Here is a 14,104-nt window from a genome sequence, read left to right as displayed (position 1 = left end):
TTGTCACCGGCCGCGATCGGACATAAAGATATCTTTATGTCTAACGATCGCGCCAGCCCGACGGCACCGGTCTCCTTCCCCGACGCGCTGGGCGTGTTGCGGGCGGCGGCGGAGGAGACGCGCCTGCGCATCCTGGCGCTGCTGTCCGAGGGCGAGCTCTCCGTCTCCGACCTTACCGACATCCTCGGCCAGTCCCAGCCGCGGATCTCGCGCCATCTCAAGCTCCTGGTCGAAGCCGGGCTGATCGAGCGCCACCGCGAGGGGGCATGGGCGTTCTTTCGGCTCGCGGAGACCCGCGCCGGCCTGGTCGACCCGCTGATCGCCGGCCTGTCGCGCGACGGCGCGCCGTTGTCCGAGGACCGCGCCCGCCTCGACGCGGTCCGCAGCCAGCGGGCGGAGACCGCAAAGAGCTTCTTCGCGCGGCTGGCACCGAAATGGGACGAGCTGCGCTCGCTCCACGTGCCCGAGGCCACCGTCGAGGCGGCGGTGCTGGCGGCCTTGGGCAATCGTCCGGTCCGCAGCCTGATCGATCTCGGGACCGGCACCGGGCGGATGCTCGGGCTGCTGGCGCCGCTCGCCGGCCGGGCGACCGGGCTCGATTCGAGCCACGCCATGCTCTCGGTCGCGCGCGCCAACCTGGAACGGATGGGGTTGGCGCGGGTCGACCTGCGCCAGGGCGACATCCACGCCCCGCCCTTCGCCCGCGGCAGCTTCGACCTCGTGGTGGTGCATCAGGTGCTGCATTACCTCGACGAGCCGGCGCGGGCGCTGCGCGAGGCCGCCCGCCTCGTGGCGCCGGGCGGCCGCCTGCTGGTGGTCGACTTCGCCCCGCACGACCTCGAGTTCCTGCGCGAGTCGCAGGCCCACCGCCGTCTCGGCTTCGCCGCCGATCAGGTCTCGGGCTGGCTGTCCGACGCCGGGCTCGACACCGTGGTGACCCGCGACCTCGCACCGACCGAGCAGGCCCAGCTCACCGTCACCCTCTGGCTCGCGGCGGACGGCCGTGTCGCCCCCGAAGCCATCCAGCCCGAACGCGCCGTCGCCTGAGGCGGCCGACGCCCTTCCACGATCGTCTGAACCGAACGACATTGAGGACGAAGCCCATGCCGAACGCCAACCGCCACCGCGCCAGCCGCGACGGCTACCACCCGATCCGCGTCTCGATCGAGTTCTTCCCGCCGAAGACCGAGGAGATGGAGAAGATCCTGTGGTCCTCGATCGAGCGGCTGGCGCCGCTCGGGCCGAAATTCGTCTCGGTGACCTACGGGGCCGGCGGCTCGACCCGCGAGCGCACCCACAACACCGTGGCCCGCATGGTGACCGAGACCGGCCTCAAACCGGCCGCCCACCTGACCTGCGTGGACGCGACCCGCGACGAGATCGACGCGGTGGTGCAGTCCTACTGGGATGCCGGCGTGCGCCACATCGTGGCGCTGCGCGGCGATCCCGCCGAGGGCGTCGGCCACGCCTATCGCCCGCATCCCGGCGGCTACGCGCAGACCTCGGACCTCGTCGCCGGCATCAAGCGCATCGGCGACTTCAAGGTCTCGGTCTCGGCCTATCCCGAGAAGCACCCCGAGGCCGCCTCGCTCGACGCCGACATCGACGCGCTGAAGGCCAAGGTCGACGCCGGCGCAGACCAAGCGATCACGCAGTTCTTCTTCGAGAACGACGTCTACCTGCGCTACGTCGACAAGGTGCGCGCCGCCGGCATCGACATCCCGATCATCCCCGGCATCCTGCCGGTGCAGAACTTCAAGCAGGCCGCCAACTTCGCCCGCCGCACCGGCGCTTCGGTGCCGTATTGGCTGGCGGCGCGCTTCGACGGGCTCGAGGGCGACGTCGAGACCCGGCGGCTGGTGGCGGCGGCGGTGGCGGCCGAGCAGGTGCTCGACCTCGTCGACGAGGGCGTCAACGACTTCCACTTCTACTCGATGAACCGCTCGGACCTCGTCTACGCGATCTGCCACCTGCTTGGCCTGCGCGCCCAGGCACCGAAGGTGGCGACGGCGAAGGCGGCCTGATCGATCGACCTCCCGTCATCCCGGGGCGCCGCGGGCGCGCCCGGGATCCAGACGCGCGAACCTTGCCGACAAGTCTTTGACGGCAGCCGAAACCGGCCTTCCGGACCCGTCGCGGTTCTGGATTCCGGGCTCCGCTGCGCGGCCCCGGAATGACGAGTGAGACATCCATGAACGACCTTCGTCCCGTCGACGGCACCGAGATCGAAGCCGCCCTGCGCCAGCGCGCGCGGGAGAAGATCCTCGTCCTCGACGGGGCGATGGGCACCGTGATCCAGCGCCTCGGCTACGGCGAGGCCGACTTCCGCGGCGAGCGCTTCAAGGACCACGCCCACGACCAGAAGGGCAACAACGACCTTCTGATCCTGACGCAGCCCGATGCGATCCGGCAGATCCACCTCGACTACTTCCTCGCCGGCGCCGACGTCTGCGAAACCAACACCTTCTCCGGCACCACGATCGCGCAAGCCGATTACGGCATGGAATCGGTGATCCACGAGCTGAACGCGCAGGGCGCGCGCCTCGCCCGCGAGGCCGCCAAGCTCGCCGAGGAGCAGGACGGCCGCCGCCGGTTCGTCGCCGGCGCCGTCGGCCCGACCAACCGCACGCTCTCGATCTCGCCGGACGTGAACAACCCCGGCTACCGCGCCGTGACCTTCGATCAGGTCAAGCAGGCCTATGCCGAGCAGGTCCGCGGCCTGATGGACGGCGGCGCCGAGCTGATCCTGATCGAGACGATCTTCGACACGCTGAACGCCAAGGCGGCGATCGCCGCCACCTGGCAGGTGTTCGACGAGCGCGGCGTCACCCTGCCGATCCAGATCTCCGGCACGATCACCGACCTGTCCGGGCGCACCCTGTCGGGCCAGACCCCCGAGGCGTTCTGGAACGCGCTGCGCCATTGCCGGCCGCTGACCTTCGGCCTCAACTGCGCGCTGGGCGCCCGCGAGATGCGCGGCCACATTTCGGAGCTGTCCCGCGTCTGCGACACGCTGGTCTGCGCCTACCCGAATGCCGGCCTGCCCAACGAGTTCGGCCTCTACGACGAGAGCCCGGAGGCGATGGCCAAGCTCGTCGCCGAGTTCGCCGAGGGCGGCATCGTCAACATGGTCGGCGGCTGCTGCGGCACCACGCCGGACCACATCCGCGCCATCTCCGAGGCCGTCGCCGGCAAGACGCCGCGGGTAATTCCTGAGATCGCGCCGCTGATGCGCCTGTCCGGCTTGGAGCCGTTCACGCTGACGAAGGAAATCCCCTTCGTGAACGTCGGCGAGCGCACCAACGTCACCGGCTCGGCCAAGTTCAGGAAGCTCGTCACCGCCGGCGACTACGCCGCCGCCCTCGACGTCGCCCGCGACCAGGTCGCGGCCGGGGCCAGCATCATCGACATCAATATGGACGAGGGCCTGCTCGATTCCGAGAAGGCGATGGTCGAGTTCCTCAACCTGGTCGCCGCCGAGCCCGACATCGCCCGCGTGCCGGTGATGGTCGATTCCTCGAAGTTCCAAGTCATCGAAGCCGGCCTGAAGTGCATCCAGGGCAAGGCGATCGTGAACTCGATCTCGATGAAGGAGGGCATCGAGAAGTTCGTTCACGACGCGAAGGTGTGCCGCTCCTACGGCGCGGCCGTGGTGGTGATGGCCTTCGACGAGGACGGCCAGGCCGACACGCTCGAGCGCAAAGTCGAGATCTGCACCCGGGCCTACAAGGTGCTGACCGAGGAGGTCGGCTTCCCGCCCGAGGACATCATCTTCGATCCGAACGTGTTCGCGGTCGCGACCGGCATCGAGGAGCACAACGGCTACGGCGTCGCCTTCATCGAGGCGACCCGCATCATCCGCGAGACGTTGCCCCACGCCCACATCTCGGGCGGCATCTCGAACCTGAGCTTCGCCTTCCGCGGCAACGAGCCGGTGCGCGAGGCGATGCACGCGGTGTTCCTGTACCACGCGATCAAGGTCGGCATGGACATGGGCATCGTCAACGCGGGCCAGCTCGCGGTCTACGACCAGCTGCCGGCGGAGCTGCGCGAGCTGTGCGAGGACGTGGTCCTGAACCGGCGCGACGACGCCACCGACCGCCTTCTGGAGGCGGCCGAGCGCTTCAAGAGCGGCGCCTCGGCCCAGGCCAAGACTGCCGACCTGACCTGGCGCGAGGGCACCGTCGAGAAGCGCATCGAGCACGCGCTGGTCAACGGCATCACCGAGTACATCCTCGCCGACACCGAGGAGGCCCGCCAGGGCGTGGCGCGGCCGCTCCACGTCATCGAGGGCCCCCTCATGGCCGGCATGAACGTGGTCGGCGACCTGTTCGGCTCGGGCAAGATGTTCCTGCCGCAGGTGGTGAAGTCCGCCCGCGTGATGAAGCAGGCGGTGGCCTACCTCGAGCCGTACATGGAGGCGGAAAAGCTCGCCAACGGCGGCGACGGGCAGCGCCGCGCCGCCGGCAAGGTGCTGATGGCCACCGTGAAGGGCGACGTCCACGACATCGGCAAGAACATCGTCGGCGTGGTCCTGGCCTGCAACAACTATGAGATCATCGACCTCGGCGTGATGGTGCCGGCGACCAAGATCCTCGAGGTCGCCAAGCGCGAGAACGTCGACATCGTCGGCCTCTCCGGGCTGATCACGCCGTCGCTGGACGAGATGGTGCACGTCGCCGCCGAGATGGAGCGCGAGGGCTTCGACGTGCCGCTGCTGATCGGCGGCGCGACCACCAGCCGCGTCCACACCGCGGTGAAGATCCACCCGTCCTACCAGCGCGGGCAGGCGATCTACGTCACCGATGCCAGCCGCGCGGTCGGCGTGGTCTCGAGCCTGATCTCGAAGGAGACCCGCGGCGGGGTGATCGAGAAGGTGCAGGCGGAATACGCCAAGGTCGCCGACGCCCACGCCCGCTCGGAGCTCGACAAGCAGCGCCTGCCGTTGGCCAAGGCCCGCGCCAACGCGTTCAAGATCGACTGGACCGATTACGCGCCGAAGAAGCCGAGCTTCACCGGGACGCGCGTCTACGGCTCGTACGAGGTGGCCGACCTCGTGCCCTACATCGACTGGACGCCGTTCCTGCAGACCTACGAGTTCAAGGGCCGCTACCCCGCGATCTTCGAGGACCCGAACCAGGGCCCGGCGGCCAAGGCCCTGTTCGAGGACGCGCAGGCGATGCTCAAGCAGATCGTCGCCGAGCGCTGGTTCAACCCGAAGGCGATCCTCGGCTTCTGGCCGGCCAACGCGGTCGGCGACGACATCCGCCTCTACACCGGCGAGAGCCGCTCGGAGACGCTGGCGACCTTCCACGGCCTGCGCCAGCAGCTGTCGAAGCGCGACGGGCGGCCGAACACGTGCCTGTCGGACTTCGTGGCGCCTGCCGAGACCGGGATCGCCGACTACGTCGGCGGCTTCGTCGTCACGGCGGGCCTGGAAGAGGTGCGGATCGCCGAGAAGTTCGAGCGCGCCAACGACGACTACCGCTCGATCCTGGTCAAGGCGCTCGCCGACCGCATCGCCGAGGCGTTTGCCGAGCGCATGCACGAGCGCGTGCGGCGCGAGTTCTGGGGCTACGCGGCGGACGAGACCTACACGCCGGAAGAGCTGGTGCGCGAGGAATACGACGGCATCCGCCCGGCCCCGGGCTACCCGTCGCAGCCCGATCACACCGAGAAGGTCACGCTGTTCGACCTGCTCCAGGCCGAGCGCCGCATCGGCGTGAAGCTCACCGAATCCTACGCGATGTGGCCGGGCTCGTCGGTCTCAGGGCTCTACATTGCCCACCCGAAGGCGCACTACTTCGGCGTCGCCAAGGTGGAGCGCGACCAGGTCGAGGACTACGCGATGCGCAAGGGCATGGACCTGCACGCCGTGGAGCGCTGGCTCGGGCCGATCCTCAACTACGATCCGGTGCGCTACCTGGCGGTGGCGGCGGAGTAGGCCGCCTCGACTTTGCGGCTCCGGCCTCCCGATCTATCCTCGTGACGGACATCGGGAGGTCGGCATGTCGAACATCGCGAAGATCATCCGATCGGACGGGGAGGAGGCGGTACAATTGCCGCCCGGTTTCCAGTTCGAGGGCGACACGGTGCGGATCCGACGCGACGGCGAGGCGGTCATCCTCGAACCGATCGTGGATGAGTGGGCTTGGCTCGAAGCCATCGCCGTCAAGCTCGACCCTGACGTCCTCGATGCCATCCTGGAAGCCACGGATGAAGATGTGCCGCAGCAAGACCGCCCGGCGCTCGACGAACTCTGATGCTCTATCTGCTTGATACCAATGTCGTAGTGGCTTTGCTGAAGCAACGACAACGGGTTTGGGAGCGGTTGCGAGCACATCGGCGGCGCGATTCCGGCGTTTCGGCGATCGTTTCGCACGAGTTGTTCTTCGGCGCCTATCATGGTGATCGCCAAGACGAAACGCTCGCCGGGATCGATGCCCTGCGCTTCCCCGTGATCGATTTCACCGTCGCCGACGCCCGCAAGGCCGGCGAGATCCGTGCGGTCCTCGCCGCGGCCGGAACGCCGATCGGCCCCTACGACGTCCTGATCGCCGGGCAGGCACTCGCGCGCGACGTGACGCTCGTCACCCGCAACGTCCGCGAATTCTCGCGCGTCCCCGGCCTGCGGGTCGAGGATTGGGAAGGCGGCGGCGCATAAGCCGGCGCCTGTGTCCCGGCGGAGCTTGACCGAACGGCCGTCGCGGCTTCAATGCCCGTGCGGGTCGTCCGCGGGTCGGTTGCGTGGAGACGGGTATGAAGCGGCTGGCGTTTGTCATCGCCGTCGCGACGGGCCTCGCGGTCACCGGATGCACCGGGTTTTCCCACATCTCCAAGACCTATGTCAGCCTGACGCCCCAGGTCGTGACGATCTCCTGCAACGACCCGTACGAGGTCTACGACCAGCGCCAGCAACGACGGATGCTGATCGTCTCGAACGCGGTACGCGAGTTCACCGGCTGCGGTATCGGCGACCGCTATGCCGACCGCGACCCCGGCGAGACGCGGGCGGCGCGCTTCCGCCTGGCGGCGCGGACCTACCTCGACGAGACGGTGCGCGAGGATTGCAGGATCACCGGCGAGACGGTGTTCACCGACCTGCAGACCGAGTTCGTCTACGCCTGCGGCGCCCCGATCGAGCCGCGCACCGCGAAGGTGCCGCGCCTGCCCGGGCGCACCAATCCCGGCATCGGGCTGCGTTGAGCCGCTATCGCTTGGCGGGCCGCGGGAAGCTGCGCTCGGCGGCGTCGCCCGAGGCGGCGAGCAACGTGCGGGCGAAGGCGCGCGCCTCCGCCCGGCTCAGGCTGAGGATGGCGGTGACCGGCTTGCCGTCGAGGTCGGGCAGCCCGAGCTCGAGGCGCACGCCGTCGCCCGCCGCAGCCGCGGACAGACTCCAGCCGCGTTCGCCCGCGGGGCCCGGTTCCTGCTCCGGATCGCTCATCGTCGTGCATTCCCGTTCGGTCGCCGTCCTGCATGACCGATCGCGCCCGCGGAGGCCAGAGCCGGCGCCGGGCTTTATCGAGGCGGCCGCCCGGTCCGGCGGTTGACGAAGCCCTCCGGGGATGATGTCTGCGCGGCCGACCGCGCCTCGCCGGGGCGCCGCTTCCAAGGCCGAGAGACATGTCCGAGATCTGGTTCCGCACGGGCGAGGCGACGGTGCTCGCCGCCGAGGGGCAATACACCGACGCGATGCCCGAGGTGCTGATCGGCTCGACGCGGGGCCCGGTCGGCCAGGCCTTCGCCGGCATGATGGGCCAGGTGCAGGGCCACACCCGGATGTTCGTGGTGCGCGACCTCAACCAGCTCGTGCGCCCGGCGACGATGATGACCACGAAGGTCACGATCCACACCGCGGAATACGCCGAGCTTCTCGGCGGCGTGGTTCAGGCCGCAACCGGCGACGCGATCGTCGATTGCGTGATCGAGGGCATCCTGCCCAAGGACGGCTTGGACGAGCTGTGCATGATCATCATGATCTGGCTCGACGAGCGCTGCGGCGCCGATCCGAACGTGGACCGCAAGGACCTCTACCGCACCAACTACGAGGCGACGAAGCTCGCCATCGGCCGCGCCATGCGGGGCGAGCCGACGATCAAGGAGCTGATCGCCAACCGCAAGACGGTGAAGCACTACGCGCTCGAGGACGTCGTCGAGTACTGAGGCGAACGCTCAGGCCGTCCTCCGCGCGCGTGCCAGGGAGGTGCGCGCGTAGAGGTCGAGGACCCGGCAATCCAGGCCGGCGGCGGGCAGGATCAGGCGCTCGCCGGGATCGGTCAGGCGTCGCGTGATCCAGCCGCCCGCGTCGCGGATGGCGAGCGTCACCGCGACGACCCGCTGCTCGATCAGCAGGACGACGTCGCACATCGGCAGGGCCTGGTAGCCCGCCAACTTGATCGCGATCTTCCCGCGGTTCGAGCTCGAGGGCTTCCGGCGGTCGCTGGGGGAGATGATCTCGGCGGCGAGGTAGCAGGTCCCGGAAACGCTTCGGCCGGGCTCGACGTCGGATCGATCGATCACGGCGGCGTCGGGAACGTAGGCGTTCCCCTCGATCACCGGCCGCAGGTCGATCGCCGGGTTCTGCAGGACCACCCGGTCCGAGCCGATCCGTTCGAGGCCCTCACTCAGCCGCCGGTCGAGGTTTCCGGCGATGATCTGATGATCGATGCTCGGCTGCGCCTGCATGACGAAACGCCCTTCGATGAGTTCCCATTTCTCCTCGTCGGGGCGGGACGCGACGAAGTCCCAGAAGGTTCGATGCGCGTCGAGGCGGGAAGCGTCCGTCAGCAAGGCGGGCATGATGGGCTCCGTGCCGAGAACGTCTGCGAGAGAGATCGGCCCGACCGCACGACCGGTCAAGCGCATGTCAGCCCGGCGGGATGCGGCCGACCGAGCAGAGGGTGCGGATCGAGCCGGTGCTGTCGGTGTAGCAGCTCGCCGACCAGCCGTTCTGCTGGATGAACGACTTGCGCCGCTCCGAGAGCGCGGTGGCATGCGCCGTGGCGATGATGGCCTGGACCGCGCCGGCCGACTCGCCGACGAGCAGCTCGGAGGCGATCGACAGGTCGCGGAAGAAGGCGGCCGACGGCGTCGTCTCGCCGGAGCTCGCCTGGACGATCGGCTCGGCCCGGCAGGTCAGGTCGAGCTTGATCGCGCCGGGCACCCGGATGTCGATGCTGGGGCCGGCGCGGCGCCCGACCTTGCCGCCTGTGGCGGCGGCGATCCTCTGGGCGAGGCCGTCGCATTCGTCGGCGCGGGCAGCGGCGGGGATCAGCAGGAGGCAGGCGAGGGCGAAGCGAAGCATGGCCGCACCATACGCGCAGCCGGTCGGCTGTCGAGGCTCGGCGCGCGGCGCCCTCAATGGAAATCCCGGCTGCGATAGGTCCGCCGGTCGGTGGGAGCCCCGAAATCGTTGGTCTCGGGCGGCAGGCGCACGCCGCCGGCGCGAAGCTCGCGCAACTCCTCCGTCAGGTCGCGGAACCGCTCGGCGACGAGGTGGACCACGCCCTCGGCCCGCTGCACCAGGCCCTGCACCGCCAGGAAGCGGGCGTTCATCGCGGCGCGGCGGTTGGCCTCGAACACCTTCTTCCAGACGATAACGTTGGCGATGCCGGTCTCGTCCTCGAGGGTCAGGAACACCACGCCCTTGGCGGTGCCGGGCCGCTGCCGCGTCAGCACCAGCCCGGCCACGGTGACGCGGCCGTTCTGGGGAAAGCCTAGATCGTGGTGCTCGCGGGCCGGAACGGCGCCGATCCGGGCGAGCCGGGCGCGGAAGAACGCGACCGGGTGGCCCTTCAGCGAGAGCCCGGTGGCGGAATAATCCTCGGCCACCTGCTCGGAAGCCGGCATCGGCGGCAGCGCCACGGTCGGCTCGTCGTGGAAGAGCCCGTCGTCGGCATGGAAGGCGAAGAGCGGCAACGGCGCCTCCAGCAGGTGCGCGCGGCGGCCGAGGGCTTCGTCCGGCACGGGCTTGGCGATGCGACCGCCCTCCAGCGTCCGCACCATCCACAGGGCCGCCCGCCGGTCGAGGTCGAGGGAGCGGAACGCGTCGGCCTCGGCCAGCCGCTCCAGCGCGTTGCGGGGCAGCGCCAGGGCCGCCTGCAGGCCCTCGATGCTGGCATAGCCGTTGGCCCGCAACGCCACGAGCCGGCGCATCGCAGCCTGCGGCAGCCCGGTGATCTGCCGCAGGCCGATCCGCACCGCGAGCCGCTTCGGCACCCCGGGCGGGGGAGCCTCTGCGGCCGGCTCCAGGGTGCAGTCCCAGTCGCTGGCGTTGACGTCGGGCCCGCGCACCTCGACGCCGTGGGCGCGGGCGTCGCGCACCAGCTGCGCCGGCTGGTAGAAGCCCATCGGCTGCGAATTGAGGATCGCGGCCAGGAACACGTCCGGGTGCCGGCATTTCAGCCAGGCCGAGGCGTAGACCAGAAGCGCGAAGCTCGCCGCATGGCTCTCCGGGAAGCCGTAGGTGGAGAACCCGCGGATCTGCGCGAAGCAGCGCTCAGCGAAGTCCCTCGGGTAGCCCCGTCCAGTCATCCCGCCGATGAACTTCTGCTCGAAGCCGCCGATCGTGCCGACGTGCCGGAAGGTCGCCATCGCCCGGCGCAGGCCGTCGGCCTCGGCCGGGGTGAAGCCGGCCGCGGTGATCGCGATCTGCATGGCGTGCTCCTGGAACAGCGGCACGCCGAAAGTCTTTTCGAGGACCTTCTCCAACTCGTTGGCCGGCCCGTGATCGGGGTGGGGGGCCGGGTATTCCACCGGTTCGGCACCCGACCGCCGCCGCAGGTAGGGGTGCACCATGTCCCCCTGGATCGGGCCGGGGCGGACGATCGCAACCTGCACCACGAGGTCGTAGAATGCGTTCGGCTTCAGCCGCGGCAGCATCGACATCTGCGCCCGGCTTTCGACCTGGAACACGCCGACGGAATCGGCCTTCGACAGCATCGCGTAGACCTCCGGATCCTCCGGCGGCAGGTCGGCGAGGGTCGGGTAGTCGAGGCCGTAGTCGCGGGCCAGGAAATCGAGCCCGCGGCGGATGCAGGTGAGCATGCCGAGCGCCAGCACGTCGACCTTCATCAGGCCGACCACGTCGATGTCGTCCTTGTCCCATTCGATGAAGGTGCGGTCGGGCATCGCGGCGTTGCCGACCGGCACGGTCTCGTCGAGCCGCCCGCGGGTCAGAACGAACCCGCCGACGTGCTGCGACAAGTGCCGTGGGAAGCCGATCAGCGAGACCGCGAGGTCCACCGCCTGCCGGATCGCCGGGTTTCCGGGATCGAGGCCGGCCTGGGCCACGTGCTTGTCCGGCAGGTCCTTGCCCCACGACCCCCACACCGTCTCGGCGAGCGAGTCGGTGATGTCCTCGGTCAGCCCTAGCACCTTGCCGACCTCGCGGATGGCCGAGCGCGGGCGGTAGTGGATCACCGTCGAGCAGATCGCCGCGCGCTCGCGGCCGTACTTGCCGTAGAGGTACTGGATCACCTCCTCGCGGCGCTCGTGCTCGAAGTCGACGTCGATGTCGGGCGGCTCGTCGCGGTTCTCGGAGATGAAGCGGGCGAACAGCAGGCGGATCTGGGTCGGGTCGACCGCGGTGATGCCGAGGCAGAAGCACACGGCGGAGTTGGCGGCCGAGCCGCGGCCCTGGCACAGGATGCCCCGGCCGCGCGCGAACTCCACGATGTCGCGGATGGTGAGGAAGTACTGCGCGTAGTTCATCTTCGCGATGAGGGCGAGCTCCCCATGAAGGGTCCTCTCGATGTCCACGGGGACGCCGTCGGGGAAGCGCCAGCGCGCGCAGTCCCAGACCCGTTCCTCCAGGTAGTCCTGAGGCGTCCGGTTCGGCGGCACCGGCTCCTCGGGGTACTCGTAGCTCAGCATCCCGAGGGAGAAGCCGCAGGCCTCCGCGATCTCGACCGTGCGGGCGAGCGCCTCAGGATGGTCGGCGAACAGCCGCGCCATCTCCGAAGGCGGCTTGAGATGGCGCTCGGCGTTGGCTTCCAGGCGGTAGCCGGCCTCCGCGAGGGTGCAGCCCTCGCGGATGCAGGCGATCACGTCCTGCAGCGGACGCCGGTCGGGATGGTGGTAGAGCGCGTCGGACACCGCGACCATCGGCGCGCCGAGGCGATGCCCGAGCTCGGCGAGGAGGCCGAGACGCCGGCGCTCGTCGCCGCGGTGGCGGTGGCTGGCACCGAGCCAGACCCTTCCGGGGGCGGCGGCTGCCAGCGCCTCGACCCGGGCGGAGAAGGCCGCGGGCGGCACCAGCCGCCGCCCGGGGGGCATCGCAATGAAGACCTGTCCCTCGGCCGCCTCCAGCATCTCCGCGAAGGAGAAGCGGCATCCGCCCTTGCGCGCCCGCCGGTTGCCCGAGGACAGCAGCCGGCACAGGCGGCCGTAGCCCGCTCGATCCATCGGGTAGGTCACCGCCTCGAACCCGTCCTCGGTGACGAGCCGCACCCCCGGCAGGAACGGGATGTTCCAGATGTCCTTCGCGCCCGGTCGCTCCGGCTTCACCCGCGCCGCCGCATAGGCGCGGACCACCCCGGCGAAGGTGTTGCGGTCGGCGATGCCGATGGCGCGAAGCCCGTAGGCGATCGCCTGCTCGACGTATTCCTGCGGATGCGAGGCGCCGCGCAGGAACGAGAAGTTGGTCGAGACGGCCAGTTCCGCGTAAGCCGCCGCCGTCACGCGAACAGCCCGTGCACGAACCAGGCGGCCGGCCGGTCGGCCAGGTTCGGGCCGTCGCGGTAGAGCCAGAGCCGGCGGCCGGATTCGCACTCGACGACGTAGTAGTCGCGCGGGACGCCGGACTCGCGCCACCATTCGGGCTCGATCCGTTCCGGCCCTTCCGAATGCGCGATCCGATGGAGGCGGGAGCGCCAGCGGAAACGGCGCGGCGGCCCCTCCGGCACCAGGGCGATCACGTCCTCGGCCGCCTCGCCGCGGTCGAACAGCACCAGCGGCCGGGGACCGATGCCGGCATCGGGATCGGGCCAGTGCAGGACGACGCGCTCGATGCGCCAAGGTTCGGTGTCCCAGGGGGCGATGCGGTCGGCGCGCTCGGGCACGTGGCTCGCACGGGGGCTCAGGCGGATCACGGGTCGGCCGAAGCGCTGGCGTAGGGCGTCGGCGAGGCCGGCGGTCCGGTCGTCCTGAGGGGCGGGGCCGGTGGCGAGGGTAGCTTGCCGGCCGGGCATCGGGCCGGTGGCGGACACGTCCAGGCGGACCGTCTCGAAGCCGAAGCCGGCATCTAGGCCAGAGCCGAGCCGTTCGAGCCGAAGCTGCAGCAGGCGCGCGACATGGTCGGGGCTGCGGCTCGGCTCGGACAGGCCGAGGTCGAGGGCGCGCACCACGTCGTCGACCCGGTGCAGCGACAGGCGAAAGCCGCGGGCGCCGAGCCCGTCCGCCTCCAGGCGCGGCGCGATCTCGGCCATCAGCCTCCGCACCGTGGCGACGATGATCTCCTGGCTGCCGATCGGATCGAGGAAGCCGCGGGCGGCGCCGTAGCGCACGGGCTCCGTGACCGGGACGAGCGGCTCCGGCCGGCACCCGGCCGCCTGGTCGAGGCGAACGAGGAGCGCTGCGCCGAAGCGGCGGGCCAGCGGCGGGCGCGGCGCGTCGAGGACGGCGCCGATCCTGCGCAGGCCGAGCCGCTTCAGGGCGACGGCGACGGCTGGCTCGCAGCGCAGGGCCTCGACGGGGAGGGGCCTCAGGGCCTGCTCGGTCCTCTCCGATGGGACGCACATGGTCTCGCCGCGCCCGTATCGCGCGAGGGCGAAGGCCGCGCCGGGAGTGTCGGCGAGTGCGATCCGTGCCGGGATCCCGGATCGCGCGAGGCGCGCGGCGAGGTCCGCGACCAGATCGGCTTCGCCGCCCAGGAGGTGGGCCGCCCCCGTGACGTCGAGGTACAGGCCGTCGCAGGCCTCGGCCGGGCCGAAGGGGACGACGCACGGCGTGTAGCGCTGCGCCCAGAGGCAGAGCCTGGCGAACGCCGCTGCGTCGGCGGCCGGATCGGCCGGGTGGACGTGGAGCGGGGTCGAGATCCGCGCCTGCACGCGGCCCAGCGGCTCGCCGCGTCGCAGGCCGAGGGCGGCTGCGGCGGGGTTCACGG

12 protein-coding genes are annotated in these 14,104 nt (G+C 70.4%); 7 read left to right on the top strand and 5 right to left on the bottom strand.

The genetic code is table 11. From position 1 onward, the window contains the following. Positions 1-36: 36 nt before the first annotated feature. The 6 genes from FV230_RS01085 (at position 37) to FV230_RS01060 (ending at position 7,206) form a co-directional block, all read left to right on the top strand. On the top strand, positions 37-1,047 hold the full coding sequence (locus tag FV230_RS01085; protein ID WP_147840881.1) for a metalloregulator ArsR/SmtB family transcription factor: 1,011 nt from the start codon (positions 37-39) through the stop codon (positions 1,045-1,047). 56 nt (positions 1,048-1,103) lie between these two features. Continuing rightward, a complete protein-coding gene (gene metF / locus FV230_RS01080; RefSeq protein WP_147840880.1) occupies positions 1,104-2,024 on the top strand; it encodes a methylenetetrahydrofolate reductase [NAD(P)H] in 921 nt (306 codons plus the stop codon). A gap of 167 nt (positions 2,025-2,191) precedes the next feature. Beyond that, the gene (metH, locus tag FV230_RS01075) at positions 2,192-5,944 is read left to right on the top strand and encodes a methionine synthase (protein ID WP_147840879.1); all 3,753 of its coding nucleotides are present in this window, start codon (positions 2,192-2,194) and stop codon (positions 5,942-5,944) included. Between the two features lie 64 nt (positions 5,945-6,008). Then, positions 6,009-6,263: an AbrB/MazE/SpoVT family DNA-binding domain-containing protein gene (locus tag FV230_RS01070; protein WP_147840878.1), complete on the top strand. Its 255-nt coding sequence runs from the start codon at positions 6,009-6,011 to the stop codon at positions 6,261-6,263. Further along, the gene (locus FV230_RS01065; RefSeq protein ID WP_147840877.1) at positions 6,263-6,664 is read left to right on the top strand and encodes a type II toxin-antitoxin system VapC family toxin; all 402 of its coding nucleotides are present in this window, start codon (positions 6,263-6,265) and stop codon (positions 6,662-6,664) included. Before FV230_RS01070 ends, FV230_RS01065 begins: the two co-directional genes overlap by 1 nt. A 95-nt stretch (positions 6,665-6,759) precedes the next feature. Then, positions 6,760-7,206: a hypothetical protein gene (locus FV230_RS01060; protein WP_147728159.1), complete on the top strand. Its 447-nt coding sequence runs from the start codon at positions 6,760-6,762 to the stop codon at positions 7,204-7,206. Between the two features lie 4 nt (positions 7,207-7,210). Here the strand turns inward: FV230_RS01060 and FV230_RS01055 are convergent, their stop codons facing one another. Continuing rightward, entirely contained in the window at positions 7,211-7,444 is a 234-nt protein-coding gene (locus tag FV230_RS01055; RefSeq protein WP_147840876.1) for a hypothetical protein, read from the bottom strand. Positions 7,445-7,623: 179 nt separating this feature from the next. Between FV230_RS01055 and fae the strand changes: the two genes are divergently transcribed. After that, positions 7,624-8,163: a formaldehyde-activating enzyme gene (gene fae, locus FV230_RS01050; RefSeq protein WP_147840875.1), complete on the top strand. Its 540-nt coding sequence runs from the start codon at positions 7,624-7,626 to the stop codon at positions 8,161-8,163. A 9-nt stretch (positions 8,164-8,172) separates the two neighbouring features. On the opposite strand, the gene FV230_RS01045 is transcribed toward fae, so the two are convergent. The 4 genes from FV230_RS01045 to FV230_RS30455 all read right to left on the bottom strand — a co-directional run bounded on the left by FV230_RS01045 (position 8,173) and on the right by FV230_RS30455 (position 14,102). Continuing rightward, positions 8,173-8,799 carry a Uma2 family endonuclease gene (locus FV230_RS01045; protein ID WP_147840874.1) on the bottom strand — a complete coding sequence of 209 codons (627 nt, stop codon included), beginning with the start codon at positions 8,797-8,799 and terminating at the stop codon, positions 8,173-8,175. Positions 8,800-8,866: 67 nt separating this feature from the next. Next, a complete protein-coding gene (locus FV230_RS01040) occupies positions 8,867-9,304 on the bottom strand; it encodes a hypothetical protein (RefSeq protein ID WP_147840873.1) in 438 nt (145 codons plus the stop codon). Positions 9,305-9,357: 53 nt separating this feature from the next. Further along, the gene (locus FV230_RS01035) at positions 9,358-12,681 is read right to left on the bottom strand and encodes an error-prone DNA polymerase (RefSeq protein ID WP_246694679.1); all 3,324 of its coding nucleotides are present in this window, start codon (positions 12,679-12,681) and stop codon (positions 9,358-9,360) included. Beyond that, on the bottom strand, positions 12,678-14,102 hold the full coding sequence (locus FV230_RS30455) for a DNA polymerase Y family protein (protein ID WP_246694678.1): 1,425 nt from the start codon (positions 14,100-14,102) through the stop codon (positions 12,678-12,680). The genes FV230_RS01035 and FV230_RS30455 overlap by 4 nt, the downstream gene beginning before the upstream one ends. Positions 14,103-14,104: the final 2 nt, after the last annotated feature.

Origin of the sequence: Methylobacterium sp. WL6 (assembly GCF_008040095.1) — a bacterium.
GTDB lineage: Bacteria > Pseudomonadota > Alphaproteobacteria > Rhizobiales > Beijerinckiaceae > Methylobacterium.
Note: the sequence above shows the minus strand (reverse complement) of the source record. Positions and strands in the feature narration are given on the sequence as shown.